General features: G+C 69.9%; 16 protein-coding genes. 7 read left to right on the top strand and 9 right to left on the bottom strand.

All coding sequences use genetic code 11. From position 1 onward, the window contains the following. Positions 1-292 precede the first annotated feature (292 nt). The 5 genes from ACFWV3_RS17620 to ACFWV3_RS17600 form a co-directional block, all read right to left on the bottom strand. The gene (locus ACFWV3_RS17620) at positions 293-760 is read right to left on the bottom strand and encodes a DUF6319 family protein (RefSeq protein WP_382412328.1); all 468 of its coding nucleotides are present in this window, start codon (positions 758-760) and stop codon (positions 293-295) included. Between the two features lie 93 nt (positions 761-853). Beyond that, on the bottom strand, positions 854-1,075 hold the full coding sequence (locus ACFWV3_RS17615; RefSeq protein ID WP_382412327.1) for a hypothetical protein: 222 nt from the start codon (positions 1,073-1,075) through the stop codon (positions 854-856). Continuing rightward, positions 1,072-2,226, bottom strand: coding sequence for a S8 family serine peptidase (locus ACFWV3_RS17610; RefSeq protein ID WP_382412325.1), 1,155 nt, complete (start codon positions 2,224-2,226; stop codon positions 1,072-1,074). Before ACFWV3_RS17610 ends, ACFWV3_RS17615 begins: the two co-directional genes overlap by 4 nt. 63 nt (positions 2,227-2,289) lie before the next feature. Continuing rightward, positions 2,290-3,462, bottom strand: coding sequence for a cation:proton antiporter (locus ACFWV3_RS17605; protein WP_382412324.1), 1,173 nt, complete (start codon positions 3,460-3,462; stop codon positions 2,290-2,292). Positions 3,463-3,467: 5 nt separating this feature from the next. Then, entirely contained in the window at positions 3,468-3,941 is a 474-nt protein-coding gene (locus tag ACFWV3_RS17600) for a TrkA C-terminal domain-containing protein (protein WP_330853007.1), read from the bottom strand. Between the two features lie 18 nt (positions 3,942-3,959). Between ACFWV3_RS17600 and ACFWV3_RS17595 the strand changes: the two genes are divergently transcribed. From ACFWV3_RS17595 to aroH, 3 genes are all read left to right on the top strand, one after another. Then, on the top strand, positions 3,960-5,060 hold the full coding sequence (locus ACFWV3_RS17595) for a DUF1015 family protein (RefSeq protein ID WP_382412323.1): 1,101 nt from the start codon (positions 3,960-3,962) through the stop codon (positions 5,058-5,060). Positions 5,061-5,215: 155 nt separating this feature from the next. Beyond that, on the top strand, positions 5,216-5,512 hold the full coding sequence (locus tag ACFWV3_RS17590; RefSeq protein ID WP_382412322.1) for an STAS domain-containing protein: 297 nt from the start codon (positions 5,216-5,218) through the stop codon (positions 5,510-5,512). Between the two features lie 21 nt (positions 5,513-5,533). Then, the gene (aroH, locus tag ACFWV3_RS17585) at positions 5,534-5,896 is read left to right on the top strand and encodes a chorismate mutase (RefSeq protein ID WP_382412321.1); all 363 of its coding nucleotides are present in this window, start codon (positions 5,534-5,536) and stop codon (positions 5,894-5,896) included. On the opposite strand, the gene ACFWV3_RS17580 is transcribed toward aroH, so the two are convergent. Together ACFWV3_RS17580 and ACFWV3_RS17575 are read right to left on the bottom strand one after the other, a co-directional pair. Beyond that, a complete protein-coding gene (locus tag ACFWV3_RS17580; RefSeq protein WP_382412320.1) occupies positions 5,886-6,806 on the bottom strand; it encodes a homocysteine S-methyltransferase family protein in 921 nt (306 codons plus the stop codon). The genes aroH and ACFWV3_RS17580 overlap by 11 nt on opposite strands. A 65-nt stretch (positions 6,807-6,871) precedes the next feature. After that, positions 6,872-7,306 carry a pyridoxamine 5'-phosphate oxidase family protein gene (locus ACFWV3_RS17575; protein ID WP_382412319.1) on the bottom strand — a complete coding sequence of 145 codons (435 nt, stop codon included), beginning with the start codon at positions 7,304-7,306 and terminating at the stop codon, positions 6,872-6,874. Positions 7,307-7,536: 230 nt separating this feature from the next. Between ACFWV3_RS17575 and ACFWV3_RS17570 the strand changes: the two genes are divergently transcribed. Beyond that, entirely contained in the window at positions 7,537-7,971 is a 435-nt protein-coding gene (locus ACFWV3_RS17570; protein ID WP_382412318.1) for a toll/interleukin-1 receptor domain-containing protein, read from the top strand. On the opposite strand, the gene ACFWV3_RS17565 is transcribed toward ACFWV3_RS17570, so the two are convergent. Next, positions 7,972-8,388, bottom strand: coding sequence for a toll/interleukin-1 receptor domain-containing protein (locus ACFWV3_RS17565; protein ID WP_382412317.1), 417 nt, complete (start codon positions 8,386-8,388; stop codon positions 7,972-7,974). 102 nt (positions 8,389-8,490) lie between these two features. On the opposite strand from ACFWV3_RS17565, the gene ACFWV3_RS17560 reads away from it, so the two are divergent. Next, a complete protein-coding gene (locus ACFWV3_RS17560; RefSeq protein WP_382412316.1) occupies positions 8,491-10,050 on the top strand; it encodes an Hsp70 family protein in 1,560 nt (519 codons plus the stop codon). 4 nt (positions 10,051-10,054) lie between these two features. On the opposite strand, the gene ACFWV3_RS17555 is transcribed toward ACFWV3_RS17560, so the two are convergent. Then, positions 10,055-15,256, bottom strand: a complete 5,202-nt coding sequence (locus ACFWV3_RS17555; protein ID WP_382412315.1) for a CHAT domain-containing protein — start codon at positions 15,254-15,256, stop codon at positions 10,055-10,057. 103 nt (positions 15,257-15,359) lie between these two features. Here ACFWV3_RS17555 and ACFWV3_RS17550 point away from each other — a divergent pair, with 103 nt between their 5' ends. Together ACFWV3_RS17550 and ACFWV3_RS17545 are read left to right on the top strand one after the other, a co-directional pair. Beyond that, positions 15,360-15,890 carry a hypothetical protein gene (locus tag ACFWV3_RS17550; RefSeq protein ID WP_382412314.1) on the top strand — a complete coding sequence of 177 codons (531 nt, stop codon included), beginning with the start codon at positions 15,360-15,362 and terminating at the stop codon, positions 15,888-15,890. Between the two features lie 10 nt (positions 15,891-15,900). Next, the gene (locus ACFWV3_RS17545) at positions 15,901-17,508 is read left to right on the top strand and encodes an Hsp70 family protein (RefSeq protein WP_382412313.1); all 1,608 of its coding nucleotides are present in this window, start codon (positions 15,901-15,903) and stop codon (positions 17,506-17,508) included. Positions 17,509-17,513 lie beyond the last annotated feature (5 nt).

The raw sequence follows: 17,513 nt of genomic DNA, 5'->3' as shown, positions 1-17,513 counted from the left end.
GCCACGGCTCGTGACGGGACCACCCCACCGGAACCTTCTGTTTCAAGCTTTCACTGCTCGGCTTCGCCATCGCTTGGCTCGCCTTCGGCTTCGCGGTCGGCTCGCCTTCGGCTTCGGCTTCGCGTGCCTGCCGTCGTGTGCTCGCCAAAGCTCGCCGTTCGGCCTCGCCGGAGTGTCAGACCCCGTCTGTACGTTGGGTCGCGGGGGAGCCGAAACTCAAGGGGACCCTTGCGTCAGCCTGGACACGCGAAAGGGCGGCCCGCTCCTGCACGGGCCGCCCTTTCGTGCGGTCTTACTCGGAGAGCTCAGCCAGCTGGGCCTTCACCTTGGCCAGCTCGGCCTCCAGCTCCTCCATGCGGGTGCGGTGCTGGTCGCGGGCCGCTTCCAGGACCGACTCGATGCCCTGGGCGATGTCCTCGTGCAGCTCCTTCGCCGCCTTGGCCACGGCGATGGCCGGGATGACCAGGCCCGACACCACGCGCTGCGTGCCGTGGACCAGGTCGGCCTGCCACTCGCCCTCGGCGGTGCCCGTCACCGTGAGCGTGAGCTCGACGGTCCGGGTCTTCTTCGCCGTGCTCTTCGGGCGGCCCGCCTTCGGCTTCTCCGGCTTCGGAGCCTCGGCGGCGGTGGGTGCCTCGACAGGCTTCGGCGACTCTGCCGGCTTGGGAGCCTCGGCCTTGGGAGCTGCGGTGGCCGGCGCGGGAGTCTCCTCCACGACGGTCTCCTCTGCTTCCTGCACCTCGGTGAGCGTGTCCGACACGATCAGGTTTCCTCTCTGCGCAACGACGTGACCCCGCGCACAGTCTAGAACACGTGTTCGATCAGACGTGAATGGGGTCGACGCAGAGCCTAGTCAGTACGGCGGGAGCTGCACGCGCCACTGCCGTTCGACGTCGAGCACGCCGGGTACCGCCTGGAGTGCCGGGATCGCCTTGACCTCCACTGTTCCGGTGATGACGCCCAGCGCCTCCAGGACCGTGTCGACCACCAGGCCCGCCTCCCTCAGGTCGTCGAGGACCTTCGGGAGGCTGCCCTCCGTCACGGAGACCATCACCTGGTCCACCGGGGTGGTCATGGCGCCTGGACTAGCCCGCCGCCGATGTCGGTGGACGGCAGTGGCAGCCGCAGGGCCGTCGAGGACAGGCGGGCCCACAGCTCGTAGCCCCTCGCGCCGGTCCTCTCCGCGATCAGGGCGGCCACGCCCGACACGTGCGGGGTCGCCATCGACGTGCCGCGCAGGCGCTTGTACTTGTCCGGCAGCTTGAACGACGAGTAGACGTCCACGCCGGGGCCTGCCAGGTCGACCTGGCCGATCTTGTCCACCGTGCCCGACGAGAACGAGGCGATGGCCCTGTTCACGTCGACCGCCGCCACCGCGATGATGCTGGGGCAGCGCGCGGGGTGGCCCACCGGCGCCACGCGGGCCGGGCGGGTCGAGGCGTTGCCGGCCGCCGCGATGATCAGCGTGCCCTTGGCCAGCGCGCGCTGGGCGACGGTCTCGTAGATCTGCGAGTACGGCGTGTTCGCCGGGACGTCGGCGCCCAGCGACATCGAGATCACCGCGCAGCCGTTGGCGACGGCCCAGTCGATGCCCGCGAGGATGCCTCCGTCGGCGCCGGAGCCCGCGTTCGACAGGACCTTGCCCGCGAAGATCTCGGCCTCGTACGCGATGCCGTAGCCGGGCAGCGTGGCCGGCTTGCGCGGGCCGCAGGACGTGCCGATGCAGTGCGTGCCGTGGCCGTGGCCGTCCTGCACGTCCTCGCCGGTGATGAACGACTTCGTGGTGATCGTGCGGCCGGCGAAGTCCGGGTGGTTCTGCTCCCAGCCGGTGTCCAGCACCGCGACCTTGACGCCCTTGCCGGTGGCCGTGCTGACGTCCGCGCCGACGGCCTGCAGGCCCCAGGTCAGCACCGACTCGTCGGCGGCCGGTTCGACCTCCTCCTCCGCCGGTGCCGCGAACGCGTGCACGACGCGTTCCGGTTCGACGATCTGCACCGGGCCGGGGCGCTCGGCGGCGCCGTTCAGCTCGGCCAGCAGGTTCGGGTCGGCGGACACCACCGCGACGCCGAGCTCCGGGAACACCTGCACGGTGTCCACGTCCAGGTCACCGCTGTTCGGGTCGAACCCGGCGATCGCGCCGAGCTCGGCCACCCCCTCGTCGACGGCGTCCTCCTGCAGCAGCACCAGGAAACGGCCTGTGGTCTCCACTTCCGCGGGTTCGGTCATGACGTTTCGCCCCTACTCTCCGTCTTGCTCTCACTAGAGAGTCGTCACGCGGAGGCGGTTGTTTCAGGCCATCTGCCGTCTGCGTTGAAAGAATTCACCGATTGGCTCAACGTACTTGGCCGCGATGGGCCCGAGGATCGCCATCAGCAGCACGTACGCGGTGGCGAGCGCCGCCAGCTCGTCGTCCACCTGACCAGACGCGACGGCCAGACCGGCGATCACGATGGAGAACTCCCCGCGTGCCACCAGCGCCACACCCGCGCGCATGCGTCCCATCTTGCCGATGCCCTGCCGTCGTGCCGCCCACCACCCGGTGACGATCTTCGTGGCCGTCGTGACGACCGCCAGCGCCACCGCGATTCCGAGGACGGGTGGAATCGTGCGCGGGTCCGTGTTGAGGCCGAAGACGACGAAGAACATCGCGGCGAACAGGTCCCGCAGCGGCTCCAGCAGGCGCGTCGCGTTCTCCGCCGTCGAGCCGGAGATCGCGATGCCGAGCAGGAACGCGCCGACCGCCGCCGACACCTGCAGCTGCGACGCGACACCGGCGACGAGCAACGCCGAGCCGAGCAGCTTCAGCAGGAACACCTCGTGGTCCGGACTGTCCACAATGGCCGAGATGAACCGCCCGTACCTCAACGCCACCACCAGCACCACGGTGATCGCGAGCAACGAGATGCCGACCGACGTGAGCCCGCCGAGGAAGCTGACACCGGACAGCACGGCCGTGAGCACCGGCAGGTACACGGCCATCGCCAGGTCCTCGAACACGAGCACGGACAGCACGACCGGCGTCTCGCGGTTGCCCAGCCGGCCGAGGTCGCCGAGCACCTTCGCGACGATGCCGGACGACGAGATGTAGGTGACGCCCGCCATCGCGAGCGCGCCGACGGGACCCCAGCCGAGCAGCAACGCCGCGATCGCGCCCGGAGCCGCGTTCAGCACCAGGTCGAGCACGCCCGCCATCCACGAGCGCTTCAGGCCGGTGGTGAGCTCGGCCGCGGAGTACTCGAGACCGAGTAACAACAACAGCAGCACGACGCCGATCTCGCTGGCGAGGTGCGTGAACTCGTCGATGCCGTGCAACGGGACGAACCCGCCCACGCCGAAGCAGAGACCGCCGACGAGGTAGAGAGGGATCGGCGAGATGCCCATCCTCCGAGCGACGCGGCCGAGGAGTCCCAGACCGAAGAACACCGCGCCGAGCTGGATGATGGCGATGGTCGTCTCGTGCACTGTGCTTAACCGCCGTGGAGGATCTCGGCGGCGGCGTCGAGGCCCTCCGCGGTGCCGACGACGACCGCGAGGTCGCCGTTCTCGAACAGGAAGTCGGGGCCGGGCGACGGGTGGGCGTTGCCCGCGCGCACCACGGCCACGATGGACACACTGGTCCTCGTGCGCAGGGCGGTCTCGCCGAGCGTGCGGTTCGCGAACGCGGTGACCGGCAGCTGGCGGGTCGTGATGCCCTCGATGTCGCGGTGCTCCTCGCGCAGGTGGGCGACGAGCTGCGGCGCGCCGAGCAGGCCCGCGAGCGTGTTCGCCTCCTCCGGGGAGAGGGGTATCGACGCCGAGCAGGAGTCGGGGTCGTTGGCCTTCGAGACGATGAGCTCGAACTTGCCGTCCCGGTAGGTGATCACGCCGACGCGGCGTCCGGCGCGGATCATGAAGTCCTGGCGCGTGCCGATTCCCGGCAGGGGCGTGATCTCTACGTTCACACAGATCATGATACGGGGATGTTTCCGCGAGTACGCCCTGTGCGACATGGGTGGGTGGTACGCGACCGGGTGCCGGGACCCGACGTCGACGAGTTCGCCGAACCCGGTCAGGTGATCGGCGCGCTCGCGAGAGCCCCGCACGGCACGTTGCTGGCCGTGCAGCACCCCCACCGCACGCCCGCCGCGCTGGCCGCGGGCACCGGGCTGCTGGACGCGTTGCCGCACGCCCGCGCCGAGCTCTCGGCGCTGATCAGACGGGCGTATCGCGAGGTCAACGACGTCGTGGCGCCGTATCGGGTGGATGGACCGGACGGGACGGCGTGCGGGCTGTTGTGCCTCGTCGACCCCGACGCCATCTCTCACACCGAGGACGTCTATCCGGACGTGGTCGCCGAACGCGGTCAGGTGCTCGCGACGCTGGGCATCGCGACGAGCGCGGCGATGCTGGTGCCGGTCACCCCGCACGACGGCCTGACGTCGCTCGTGCTCGGGATGACCGACGAGCCGGCCGCGTCCGTCGTGGACTCGGGCGGGCGCCGTCACTGGGTGTGGCTGGTCGGGCCGGGAGAGCTGCAGGACGCGTTTCTGGACGCGGCGGGCGCGCACCCGTTGCTCGTGGCGGACGGCAACCACCGGGTCGCGGCGGCGCGGTCGGCAGGGCTGTCCGGGCTGCTGGCGTTGATCACCTCGGGGCCGGGCTTGCGGGTCGGGCCGATCCACCGCGCGATCGTCGGCACCGGCTTGGGCGCGGCCGACCTGGTGGCGGCGTGGGAGCGCGTCGGGCTGACGGTGACCTCGCTGCCGTACGTGGTGGATCCGGAACCGGGCGTGGTCGTGGTGCGGTGCGCCGACGAGGTGCTGCGCGTCGAACTGCCCGCGGGGCAGGGGATCGACCACGCCGTCGTGGAGTCGGTGCTGCTGGACTCCGCGCTCGGGCTCGACCCGGAGAGCCCGTGCGTGCGGCCGGTCGTCGACCCGTCGGTGGAGGCAGAGGCGGTGCTGCTCATCGCGCCGGTGCCGCTGGCGGAAGTGCTGGCGGGCACCAAGATGCCACGCAAGAGCACGTATTTCACGCCCAAGCCGCGCAGCGGGCTGCTGCTGGCCGACCTGACGCCTTAGGGGAGGTTCGTTTGGCTCCGGTCGTGGGTGGGACCTGGGAGAGCCCTCTGGCACTGGCGAAGGTGGGGCGCATGTCGTCTCATGGCGGTGCAGGACCCGCTGCACCCCCGACTCATGAGGCGCCAGAGATGAAATCCGGACCACGCTTGCTGGAGGTGCGTCGTCGGGGCGCGTCGCTGGCGCTCGTCGGAGAGGTCGACCTGAACACCAGCGACCTGCTCCGGTCGGAGCTGGAGCTGGCCTGCGCGTCGGGGGAGGGCGATGTGGTCGTCGACTTCACCGACCTGACGTTCATCGGGTCGAGCGGCCTGCACGTGCTGATCGAGACGGCGGAGTCGCTGCGGGAACGGCGGCTCGTGCTGCTCGGCGGCGGCTGGGCGGCCTACGTGGTGAACCTGCTCGGCCTCACCGTGCGGTACCCGAACATCGTCGTCGGCGGTGACGTCCACTGAGGACGCGCTAGGGTCGGTGTCATGGCGGTGCGAGCGATCAGGGGAGCCACGCAGATCGACGCGGACTCGCGCGACCTGCTGCTGGAGGCGACGGCCGAGCTGGTGCGGGAGGTCATGTCCCGCAACGGCCTCACGACGGACGACCTGATCAGCGTGGTCCTCACGGCCACGCCGGACCTGGTGTCGGAGTTCCCGGCCTACGCCGCGCGCCAGGCGGGTTTGTCCGATGTGCCGCTGTTGTCCGCGACCGAGATCGCCGTGCCCGGCTCGATGCCGCGCGTGGTCCGACTGCTCGCGCACGTGGAGACGGACCTGCCGCGGTCGTCGGTGAAGCACGTCTACCTGCGCGGCGCCGCGGCGTTGCGGACCGACCTCAACCACTGACCGCCCGGCTGATCGCGTCGACGTGCCGGTGGTCCGTCCCGCAACAGCCGCCCAGCACGGTGATCTGCGGGAACTGCTCCCGGATCCGGACGTAGCCGGCGGCCAGCGCCTCGGGATCACCCCGGTCGAGCGTCTCGGCCTCGTCGAGCTCGGCGTGGCTGAGCGTCGACGCGTTGGCCCGCATCCCCCTGATCCGACCGGTCCAGGGCGCTCCGGGTTCGAGCGCCGGCGCGTAGTGGGTGGGGTGCGCGCAGTTGACCATGTAGTAGGCCGGGTAGGCGTCAGTGTCGCGGTCGACGGCCTCGATCGCCGCTCCGAGCGTCTGGCCGGACGGCAGCCTGCCGTCGGTCTCCACGGTGAACGAGATGACGACCGGTGTGCCGGCCTGCCTCGCGGCGTCGACGATGCCGGTGGCCTCCTGGCTGGTGGTCAGCGTCATGGCGGTGACCAGGTCGGCGTTGGTGTCGGCGAACGTCCGGACCTGCGGCGCGTGGTAGGAGCACGCTTCCTCGCGAGTCATGACGTCGTCCACGCGGTAGCCGTCGCCGCGCGGCCCGATGCACCCGCTGATGACGACCGTCGTGGCGAACCGGCGTCTGATGTCTTCGAGCAGCTCGACGGCCTTGCGGTTGGCCTCGTGGAGTCTTGTCCCGTCGTACCCGCGTCTTCTCGCCCAGTCGGGGTTCGCCCGCCACGTGACGGTCTCGAGCACGATCCCGACGCCGTCACGCTCGGCGATGCCCGCGTACCGCTCGAAGTACCGCGTGAGCGCCGCCCGTCCGTCGGGGTCGTCGAGCAGCGGGAACGCCGCGAAGTCCGGCAGGTCGATGCCGTCGTCGAAGATCAGCGTGGTCTCGGCGCCGCCGTCGGTGAGGAAGACGCCGGGGGAGAGCTGGGGCAGCGTGGCCATCGGGTGCCTCCAGGGCGGAGGCACCAGTGTGCGGCGCCCCGCACGATCCCGCAGGGCGCCCGCCCTCAGAACTCCTTGCCGGGCAGCCAGCCGTTGGGGATGTCCGTGACCCGCCACCGCGGCACGTCGATCCTGACCGTGCGGATCGGCGTGGCCAGGAACGGCCCGACCTCGGGCACCTTGGCCACGAGGCGCTGCCGGGCAGCCTCGTCCTCGGCACCCTCGACGACCACGGCCGTGCCGCGCGCCTGCAGGAACGGCTCCATCGGCGACCCGGTCGACACGACGAGCGCGACCTCGGGGTTCTCCTTGATCGCCTTGAGCGTCCGCCCGCGCTCCTCCAGCACGAGCACGAGCGCGTTCGGCCCGTCCTCGGCGAAGTAGACGCCGCTGACCCACGACCCGTCGGCGCCCGCCGTGGCGAGGAACATCGACTTGTGCGCGGCCAGCGTGCTGTGCAGCAACGCCTCGACGGCGTCGTGCTGTTCGATGGTGGTCACTGAGCCCTCCGTGTGTTCGGTGATGCGCACACGAGATCGGCCTCGGCGCAGTACGGCTGTTGTGGATTCAACCGATCGATACCGCGGAGGCGCCGTGGGCGAGGAGGTACGGCAGTACCCCGAACGGCTGCCAGATCATGGCCAGTTCGTTGTCACCACCGCTCTGGCGGACAGCCCGAGTCCTACTGTGCCGTGTGGCAGAGCAGGGTGAGTCCGGAACAGAGGACGACGTGGCAGCAGACTTCTTCGTGTCGTTCGCCAAGCACGAAATCGACTGGGCGCGCTGGATCGCGGGCGTACTGGAACTGGAGGGCCACACCGTGGTCTTCCAGGAGCAGGACATGCTGCCGGGACACAACGTCGTGCGGCAGATGCAGCTGGGCGCGGCGGCGACGCGCACCATCGCTGTCCTGAGCCCGACCTACGCGGACCGGCCCTACCCGCTGTCGGAGTGGGCCGCCGCGTACGTGCGGGACCCCGTCGGGGTGGAGCGCACCCTGATCCCGGTGCGGGTCAAGGAGTGCAGGCCGCCTGGTCTGCTGGCGGCCATCGTCTACATCGACCTGGTCGGAACCAACCGGGACGAGGCGAAGCGGCGGCTGCTCAGGGGGATTGAAGTGGAACGCCCGAAACCGACCGAGGAACCGCCGTTCCCGGGAGGGTGATCAGTCCGGGAACAGCCGAGGCCGGCCCTCACGCGACCGTGTGCCGTCGAGCCCGTCGAGCAGTCGCGCCACCGCGAGCCGCTTGTCCAGTCCGACGAGGTCGATGCAGCGAAGATCCCTCAGCAGTCCCTCCGGTCGGCATTCCGCGACGCGGACCGGGACCAGCTTGCGGCGGACTCCGGCGGGATCCGCCTCCCAGGCGGAGTGCCACTCGGTCGCGAGGGCCTCGTCCGCCAGATAGGTGGGGGACAGCACGACCAAGGTGCGCCGGGACGACCTCACCGCCTCGTCGAGCCGGTGAACCCGGTTGTGTCCGGGAGCGCGGTCGCGCACCTCGACCCGAACGTGGTGACCTGTCCGCTCGAGGTGGAACGCCACCCACTCCGCCCAGTCCCGATCGGATTCGGAACTGGACACGAAGAAATCCCAGAGCATGTATTCCACCCAGTTGCCGAATAGTTCCCGCCGCGTGCGCCTCTGGTGGCAGAATAGTCGGCCTTCACGAGACTTGGGGTGTGGATGACTGTCTACGGCATCGACCTCGGAACAACATATTCCTGCATCGCACGAATCGACGAGGCGGGAAAGCCTCACATCATCAGGAACGCCACCGGTGACGAGTCGACGCCCTCTGTGGTGTTCTTCGAAACCGCTTACAACGTGGTGGTGGGCAAGGACGCGAAGAACGCCGCGTTGAGCGATCCGGAACTCGTCGTCTCGCTCATCAAGCGCGACATGGGCAAGCCGGACCTGTCGCTCGACTTCCACGGCGTCGACTACACGCCCGAAAGCATTTCCGCGCTCATCCTGAAGGAGTTGGCCAAGTCGGCAGACGGCGCCGGTGAGACGGTCCAGGACGTCGTCATCACCGTGCCGGCGTACTTCGGCGTGGCCGAGCGCGAGGCGACCAGGGCTGCCGGCGAGATTGCCGGGCTCACCGTCGTCAACGTGGTGCCAGAGCCTGTCGCGGCGGCGTTGTACTACGGCGTGCTCAACAGCGGGGTCAACCGAACAGTGCTGGTCTACGACCTCGGTGGTGGCACCTTCGACACCACGGTGATCAAGCTGGCGGGTGACGACGTGACGGTGGTCTGCACCGACGGCGACCACGAACTGGGTGGCGCAGACTGGGACGACAAGCTGGCCGGACTGCTCTGCGAGCGGTTCATGGCCGAGCACCCCGACTCCCGCGCGACCGAGAGCGAGGGTTTCCTGCAGGACGTCGGACTGGTTGCGGAGGACCTGAAGAAGGTGCTGAGCACCAGGCAGAGCAGGCGGCAACTCGTCCAGTTCGAGGGCCGCAAGGCGATGCTCGAGATCAGCAGGCTCGACTTCGAGCAGGTCACGGCCGAGCTGCTGGAACGCACCATGGACATCACCGAGCGCACCCTGGCGCTGGCGGCGCGGCGCGGCGTGACGCGGTTCGACGAGGTCCTCCTGGTCGGAGGCTCGACGAGGATGCGTGCGGTCGGGGAGGCGTTGCGCTCCCGCTTCGGGTTCTCGCCGAAGATGCACGAGCCGGATCTCGCCGTGGCGAAGGGCGCGGCCCTGTTCGCCCTGGCCGAGTCGCTGAAGCTGGCCGGGAGCGACACCCAGCAGCTCGGCGTCTCCAGCGCCGCTGTGGCGGCGGCTGCCTCACGCAAGGTCACGATCGTGACGCCAAGGGCGTTCGGGGTGGCTGTCGTCGACCCCGCTCACCCGGACGACGACGACCGGTTCCTGGTGGCGCACCTGCTGGAGGCCAACACCCCGCTGCCCGCGCAGGAGACCGAGCAGTTCCGCACGTCGGGGCACGACCAGCGCGCCATCCTGATCCAGATCTGGGAGCAGGCCGGCGCGATCGCCTCCGACCAGCCCGAGCACAACAAGCGCATCGGCGAGGCCCTGATCGACAGGCTTCCGCCGTTGCCGAAGAACTCGCCCGTGAACGTCACCTTCCGGATGGACGAGAACGGGATGCTACACGTCACCGCCCAGGACCTGCGCACGAACAAGACCGCGGTCACCGAGATCAAGATCGGAGACCTCACCAGGCAGCAGATGGCGGCCGCGAAGGACGCCGTCGCGCGCCTGTCCTGACCGCTCAGACCGACGGCGTCACGACCGCGGGCACGCTCGACACCCCGGACGGCAGCGGTGCCAGTTCGCGCACCACGTCGTCGATCGACGGCCCTACACGGGCCACCAGCCGGTCACCGGAGGAGATCTCGCCGTCGGACGCGCGGCGGCGGCGCAGCCACAACAGCTCCGTGAACTCGGCGTTCGCCGCGGGGACGAGGGACGGATCGCCGCTCAGCAACGCCTGAGCGGCGGCGAACGTGGCCGGCACCCGGAGCTCCTCGGCCAGGACGGCGGCCTCGGCCAGTTGGCGGCGGTCGCCCAGGGTGGCGCCCCACATCCACCGAACGTGCATGGTCATCAGGTGGTCCTTCTGCCGTTCGCTGACCGCGAGCGCCGCGGCGAACTCGTTCAGCGCCTCCTGCTCCTTGCCCTGGTGCGCGGTGACCAGCGCCAGGTGCAGCCTGCAGTCGGCGAGCAGGGAGTGCGCGCCGGTGTCGATCGCCAGCCGACGGGCGTCGTGGTAGCGGTTCCACGCGGAGTCGAGGTCGTCCTCCGCGCAGGCTCCGTCGCCCGCCAGCAGCAGACCGACCACCGCGGACGCGGACGGTGGCACGTCCTCGGCGATCCAGCCGGTGCCGCGCATCACCGCGGACGCCGACGGCCGGCCACTGGCCGACAGCACCCAGCTCAGGGACACGAGCGTGGTCAGCACGTCGGGGTAGCGGCCGCGTTCGCCGAAGATCTCCTCCGCCGTGGCCAGCGCCTGGACGGCCGCAGTGGTCGCCCCCAGGCTCGCCAGGCATCTGCCGGTCTGGCGGAGCAGTTCCGCGTGCAGGTCGGGGACGCCCACGTCGGCGACGACCTCCGCGCACTCGTCGTAGAGCTCCATGGCCCCGGCCGCGTCCCCCTGCTCGAACAGCAGGTCCGCCTTGCGGATGAGGCCCTCGGACACCAGCCGGGGATCGTCCTCGGCGACCGTGACCGCCTCGTTGTACCAGCTCACGGCTTTTCGGGGATCGTGGCGGGACCGGGCGATGAGCCCCAGGGCCAGCATGCACACGGCTCCGCCACGGCGGCTGTTGAGCGCCAGCGCTCGGTCGATACCGCGCCGGAACAAGGCTTCGGCACCGGCGATGTCCTCCAGCCGGAGGCGGACCAGCGCCAGCTGGATCACGAATCCCATCGCGAGCAGGTCGGCGCTGGCGGCGAGACCGCTCTCCAGCACCGTCGCAGCCTCCTCCAGCTGCCCCGCACTCGCGAGCACACCGCCGAGCACCAGCTGAGCTGTGCCGGCCAGCAACGGGTCCATCGCGACCGACCGCCGCAACGACTCACGTGCCGAGGCGAGATCGCCCCGCGCCGCCCAGATGCGGCCGAGTTGCTGGTGGGCGACGGCCTGGCCGCGACGGTCGTCGAGGCTCTCCGCCAGCTCGATGAAGTACTCGTAGGTCTCGCGCGCCTCGCTCAGCCTGCCCAGCTGCAGCAACGCCTCGCCCTGCAACTGGACGCAGACGGCGTGCAGCCCGACGTCCCTGACCGCCTCCGCGTGCTCGCTCGCGGCGGCGAGGTGGTCCTCCGCCTGGTCGAACAGCTTTCGCACGACGCACACCGCCCCGAGCTGCAGCAACGCCGCCGCGATCACGCGTCGCACGTCGACTCCGGCGGCGGAGACCTCCTGGGCGTGCAGTTCGTGCTGTTCGGCCGCGGCGTGGTCGCCGCACGCGCGGGCGAGTACGGCGAGATCGGAGTGGATTGTGACGGAGTCGGTCTCCTCGCCGATCTCCCCGGCCACCTCCAGCGCACCAACGCTGAAGAAGCCGGCCTCCTCCTCGTCGCTGCGCGCGAGCGCAAGTCCGCCGAGACGCTGGTAACAGCCCGCCAGCACGATCCGCGCGTCGAGCCGCTCGGCGATCGCCGCGTCACCGGCGACCTTGATCGCCTCGCGATAGGCATCCTCCGCGGTCGCCGCGTCGTCGCCGAGGTGCGCAATCGTGCCGAGTTGCTGCAGCCCGGCCGCCACCGCGACCAGGTCACCGGCCGCCCGCGCGAGCTGTTGGGCTCGCAGTTGGGTGGCCTTGGCCCGGCTGAAGTCGCCGCGGCGCAGCGCCACCACCGACAACCGGTGGTGGAACGACCGTGCCCGCGGATCTTCGTCTCCGACCAGGGCGAGCGTCTCGGTGCACAGGTGCCACTCCCAGTCGAGCGCGCCGATGCGGTCGAGTACCGCGCACATCTCCGCGCTGATGGCCATCGCCTGGCCCGTCATGCCCGCGGCCCAGCTGTGGTGCCGAGCCTCCTCCATCGCGAAGAGGCTGATGAACAGGTCGGACCGCCACAGCCCCGCCCGCCAGCGGTGGTACTCCGCCGCCCTTCGGTGGGCCGCGGTGAGCTCGCTCGGCCCTGCCAGTCCGGCGAGCGCGTCGGCGGTCCAGCGGTGGACCATGAAGCCGTCGCCGGACGGCGTCAGCAGGGTGAGTCTCGCGAGCTCGGCACACGCCTCGGTCAGCTCGGCGCGTTCGGCGGGCAGCAACGCGGCCAGATCGGTGTTGAGCTGCGCGTGAAGGCTGTGGGGCAGCGGGAGCTCCGCACGTGAACGGGCGGTTCCGTGCCGTTCGGCCTCAGTCAGTCGCGCATACGCGGCGGTCAACCGGGCCCGCGCGGCCGGGCTGGGGCTCGGGTCGGACGCGACGACCCAGGCGATTCCCTGGGCATCGACCGGCTGCCGGTAGACCGAAGCCGCGACGAGGAGCCGGGCCGTGGCGGGTGCCGCCTCGGCCAGACCCGTGAACAGATCCTCCAGCAGCACGTCGGAGGCCGCGATCGCCACGGTCGCGGCTATCGCGGTGTCGAGGTCCCTGCCGTCCTCGCGCCACCACGTGGCCTTGTCGGTCAGCCTCTCAATGCGGCGCACGACCGTGTCGAAGTGCGCGCCGGAGCCCCGTGCCGAGGTGTCCCGCCTGCCGCCGCGCAGCACCGCGTCGAGGTACTCCAGCGCTCGCGGATGGCCGCCGACCGCCTGGTGGGCGCGTCGTACGTCGTCCGGGGGCAGCCTGTCGAGCGCGGGCAGCCGGTAGATCAGCTTCCTGGTCTCCGCGAGCGACAACGGGCCGAGGTGGTGGGTCGCCAGGCCGTCCGGCTCCTGGCTGAACGGGACACGGGTGGTCATGATCAACCGGGCCGGTGTGCGCAGGCCGAGCCAGGCGGGCACCAGTTCAGGCAGGCCGTCGTTCTGCTCGCCCTGGTCGAGCGGGTCACCGACGGGGTCGTCGAGCAGCAGCACGACCTCGGCGCCGAGCCGCGGCAGCACGTACTCGTCCAATTCGTCGAGCCGGTCGCGCCACGGCTCTGATTGGTCGAGCAGGAACTCCAGGTCCTCGCGCCGCACCCCGCGCCAGCGCAGCGCCTTGGCGAGGCTTTTGAGCACCTGGTTCGGTTCGCACCTGCCGTGCACCGCGACGGGGACGATCGCGCGCGACTCCCCGAGCAGGTGCACCAGCGCCGCCGCGAGCGTGCTTTTGCCGACGCCGCCCATGCCGTGCACGAGCACCCCGCGCAGCAGCGTGAGTCTGCGCAGCAGTTGGCGCAGTTCGGCGCGGCGCCCGACGAAGTCGCCGATGCCGAGGTCGGTGATGCCCTTGGCCAGCACCTCGCGGCTCAGACCGTCGACAGGGCCGGTATGACCGGGTTCGAACAGTCGGTGCTGCCGGACCCGCTGGAACAACGCCGGCGTGGCCCATTCGGTGAACCGCCGCTCCGCGTCGACCTGTCTGCGCACCTCCGCCACCGCCGCAAGCGGTTCGGGTGCCTCCTGGCTCGCCAGTTCGCCGTACACGCGGGCGAGGAACTCGGTGGCGTAGTCGTCACTGACCGACGCTGTCATCGCGAGCACGGCGGGCACCCCGTGCTCGATCAGGCCCTGTGCCAGTCCTGGCATCTCGTCGGCGGACTGCGCTGTGCCGCAGCCGGCGAGCACGACGAACGGCACCACCCGGCCCGCGACGATCAGCTGGTCGATGAATTCCCTGGTCGTGAGTTCGTGGGCGCGGCCGTCGACCGTCTCCAGCACCAGTGCGCCGGGCCGGGCGTGGCAGGAGATGTGCAGGACGTGGAAGTCCTCTTTGAGGGCCTCCTTGATGGCGTCGACCGAGCCCCAGTTGAGGATGCGCACGTGGGCCTGCCGCCGTCGGGCGCCATGCACCTGGTCGAGGATCCTGGCCAGCTCGTACTCGTGGTCGAGCAGCTCACCGCCGCCGGTGTCCGGGCTCGCGATCACCGCCAGCACCCGCAACGGTCCCGGCACGTCGGTTCGTGCGGTCGGGCCGAGGCCGGGGAGGTGGCGGTAGACAGCCACTCCCGCGCGCAACGCGAGCGGGCTGCCGTCGAGGACGAGGCTCTCCCACGGCAGGTCGGCGAGTTCTGGCGCGACGTCGAACGCGACGTGCGCGGGTCTGCCGGACCGGGTGGACTCGCCGAGCCGGTCAGTGAGAGCCGCGGCCACTGTGCCTGGCAGGAAGGCGGAGGCGAGCGTGCGACCGAACGAGCGCGTGGCGGTGTCGAGATCGCGTTCGGCGGCTGCCCGAACGGGGCCGTCTCGCAGGATTCGGCCGGAGGCGGACCGGGCCCGCTTCAGCTCCCACTGCTCGTGCCGCACTCGTTCCGTGAGCCCCCGGTGCGCCGCGGACACCTCCGCGGTGTCGGTCGTCAACGTCGTCGAGAAAGGCCTGACCTGGATCGTCGTCCACAACGGGCCGCTCGCGGTGCGAGCGTGGTCGGCGGGCACCAACAGCGAGACGTCACCACTGCGCCCCGGTCGTCCGGATCTGAGCTCGGCGATGAGGCCGCTGGTGAGAGCGTCGAAACTGGCCTGGTCCACGGCGGCGGCGAAGTCGTATGCGCGCCAACTGTTCAGAACGGGTGGCAACACCGCCTGGGCGTCGCGCAGCACCGGGATCAGCCTGTGCAGCCGGCCCTCGAGCGCCTTGGTGGCGAGCGCGGCGTACTCCTCGGTGACCCGGAGGTCGTTCCTGTTGGTGCCGCTGCACACCACGATGCCGATGCCGGCGGCCGCGAGCGCCTCGTCGATGCGGCCGATCCGGGACTGCCCCGGGAGCACGTCGAGGGCGTAGAGGAAAACCTCGAAACCTTCCGACCTCAGCTTGGAGTGGAGCTCCTCGGCGAATAGTTCATCCGCCGTGGAATATGAGATGAAAATCGGCGGCTCCATTGTTCGAACGATGTCACTCCTTCTGTGAAGAGTCGGCGCTGACAACTAGTTGGCATTGAACTGACCACCTATAGGAGAGTCTGCCGGTGATAGGAAATGCGTCATGTTTCCCGTGCCGGGCACGCCCGCCGAAGAAATCCGAACCGAGCCGGCGGGGCCGGACGGCCTTGTCGAACTTGCTGAACGCCTCGGTGCCGTCGAAACGGCGCTGAAGGATTTCCATCGCAGGTCCGCACATCGTGAATCGGTGATCGACCGGCTGCACGAGGAAAACCAATCGCTGCGGACGGGGATGCGCCGAGAGGTGCTCGAACCCGTGGTCGCCGACCTCGTGCGGCTGCACGACGGGCTGGCCGCGCAGGCGGAGCAGTCGTCGAGCGAACTGTTCGCGAGCTTCGCCGACGACGTGGTGCTGGCGCTCGACCGGTGCGGAATCGAGGTCATGCCCGCCCGGCGGGGTGACCTGTTCACGTCTGGGCTGCACGCTGTCGGCTCCGTCGAGGAGTGCACCGACCCGGCGCTGCACAACACCGTGGCCGTCCCACTGCTCGCGGGTCTGCGCGACCGCGACACGGGCCGGATCCGACGGCTGGCGAAAGCGGCCTTCTACCGCGCCAACGAGACCGAGGCCTGAGGAGAACGCAGTGGGCATCTACGGAATCGACCTCGGAACGACGTACTCATGCGTCGCGCACATCGACGACACCGGGCGGCCGACGATCGTCAAGAACGCCGTCGGCGAGGACACCACTCCATCGGTGGTCTTCTTCGAGACACCGGACAACATCGTCGTGGGCAGGGACGCGAAGAGTTCGGCGAAGATCAGCCCGGCGCTGGTGGTGTCGCTGATCAAGCGGCAGATGGGCGACAAGGTGTCGTTCACGTTCCACGACGCCGAGCACACGCCGGAGAGCATCTCCGGGCTGATCCTGCGCGAACTGGCGCGTGCGGCCGCCGAGCACACCGGTGAGCCGGTGCACGACGTCGTGATCACCGTGCCCGCGTACTTCGGGGTGAGCCAGCGGGAGGCGACGCGAAACGCCGGCAAGATCGCCGGTCTCAACGTGATCGACGTGGTGCCGGAGCCGGTGGCCGCAGCGTTGCACTACGACGCGATGAACACGGGCGAGGACCGCACGATCCTCGTGTACGACCTGGGGGGCGGCACGTTCGACACCACTGTGATCCGGTTGACGGGCAATGACGTCTCAGTCGTCTGCACGGACGGCGACCACCACCTCGGTGGTGCCGATTGGGACGAGAAGATAGCCGGTTTCCTGCTGGACGCCTTCGTATCCGAGCACCCCGACGCGGGTGCCGCCGACAGCGAGGACTTCCTGCAGGAGTTGGCGAACGCCGCTGAGGAGCTCAAGAAGGCGTTGTCCGTGACGACCTCGCGACGGCACAACATGCGGTTCGCAAGCCAGGTGACGCGGGCCGAGCTGACCCGTGAGCTGTTCGAGCAGACCACGGCCGAACTGCTGGACCGGACCATGGACATCACGGCGCGCACCGTGGAGACCGCCAAGTCCAAGGGAGTGACGAAGTTCGATGACGTGTTGCTCGTCGGCGGCGCGACCCGGATGCCCGCTGTTGCGGAGGCGCTGCACTCGAGGTTCGGCTTCGATCCCAAGATCCACGACCCGGACCTGGCAGTGGCCAAGGGCGCTGCCATGTTCGGGCTGATCCAGTCGGTGAAGATCGCGCTGCCAGATGGTGAGGGCACCGGCGCGCCGCCGAGCGAGAGCGCTGTGGCGCTCGTCGCCGACCAGTTGGGCATCGCTCCGGAGCAGGTGGCGGAACTCGCGGAGAAGAAGGTCGTCACCGTGTCGCCGCGGGCCTTCGGCGTGAAGATGCTCAAGGGCGACAGCGACGTGCAGTTCATCGATCACCTGATAAACGCGAACGACGCACTGCCGGCCGCACCCCCGTCCAAGCAGTACTACACGCGCTACGACCGGCAGGTCTCCATCCTGATCGAGGTGTGGGAGCAGGCCGGGGCGCGTGCGTCGGAACTGCTGGAGGACAACGAGAAGATCGGGGACGGCCTGATCAGCGGCCTGCCGCCGTTGCCACAGGGGTCCCCCTTGGACGTGACGTTCCGGATGGAGCACAACGGGACGTTGCGCGTGCACGCGGTGGAACTGAGCACCCGCAAAGAGCTCGCGATCGAGCTGATGATCGACGGGCTCAGCGGTGCTGAGGTCGAGCAGGCGCGCGACGTAGTGGCGCGCTACACAGTCGGTGGGTAGTCGCT

This window comes from Lentzea sp. NPDC059081, from assembly GCF_042738015.1.
In the GTDB taxonomy this organism is placed as follows: domain Bacteria; phylum Actinomycetota; class Actinomycetes; order Mycobacteriales; family Pseudonocardiaceae; genus Lentzea.
This window is presented reverse-complemented; position numbering and strand designations above follow the sequence as displayed.

Coding starts and splice junctions, on each gene's coding strand:
- ACFWV3_RS17560 (WP_382412316.1), top strand. CDS start 8,491: ATGACTGTCTACGGCATCGACCTCGGAACAACATATTCCTGCATCGCA.
- ACFWV3_RS17550 (WP_382412314.1), top strand. CDS start 15,360: ATGTTTCCCGTGCCGGGCACGCCCGCCGAAGAAATCCGAACCGAGCCG.
- ACFWV3_RS17610 (WP_382412325.1), bottom strand. CDS start 2,226: ATGACCGAACCCGCGGAAGTGGAGACCACAGGCCGTTTCCTGGTGCTG.
- ACFWV3_RS17615 (WP_382412327.1), bottom strand. CDS start 1,075: ATGACCACCCCGGTGGACCAGGTGATGGTCTCCGTGACGGAGGGCAGC.
- ACFWV3_RS17595 (WP_382412323.1), top strand. CDS start 3,960: ATGTTTCCGCGAGTACGCCCTGTGCGACATGGGTGGGTGGTACGCGAC.
- aroH (WP_382412321.1), top strand. CDS start 5,534: ATGGCGGTGCGAGCGATCAGGGGAGCCACGCAGATCGACGCGGACTCG.
- ACFWV3_RS17580 (WP_382412320.1), bottom strand. CDS start 6,806: ATGGCCACGCTGCCCCAGCTCTCCCCCGGCGTCTTCCTCACCGACGGC.
- ACFWV3_RS17555 (WP_382412315.1), bottom strand. CDS start 15,256: ATGGAGCCGCCGATTTTCATCTCATATTCCACGGCGGATGAACTATTC.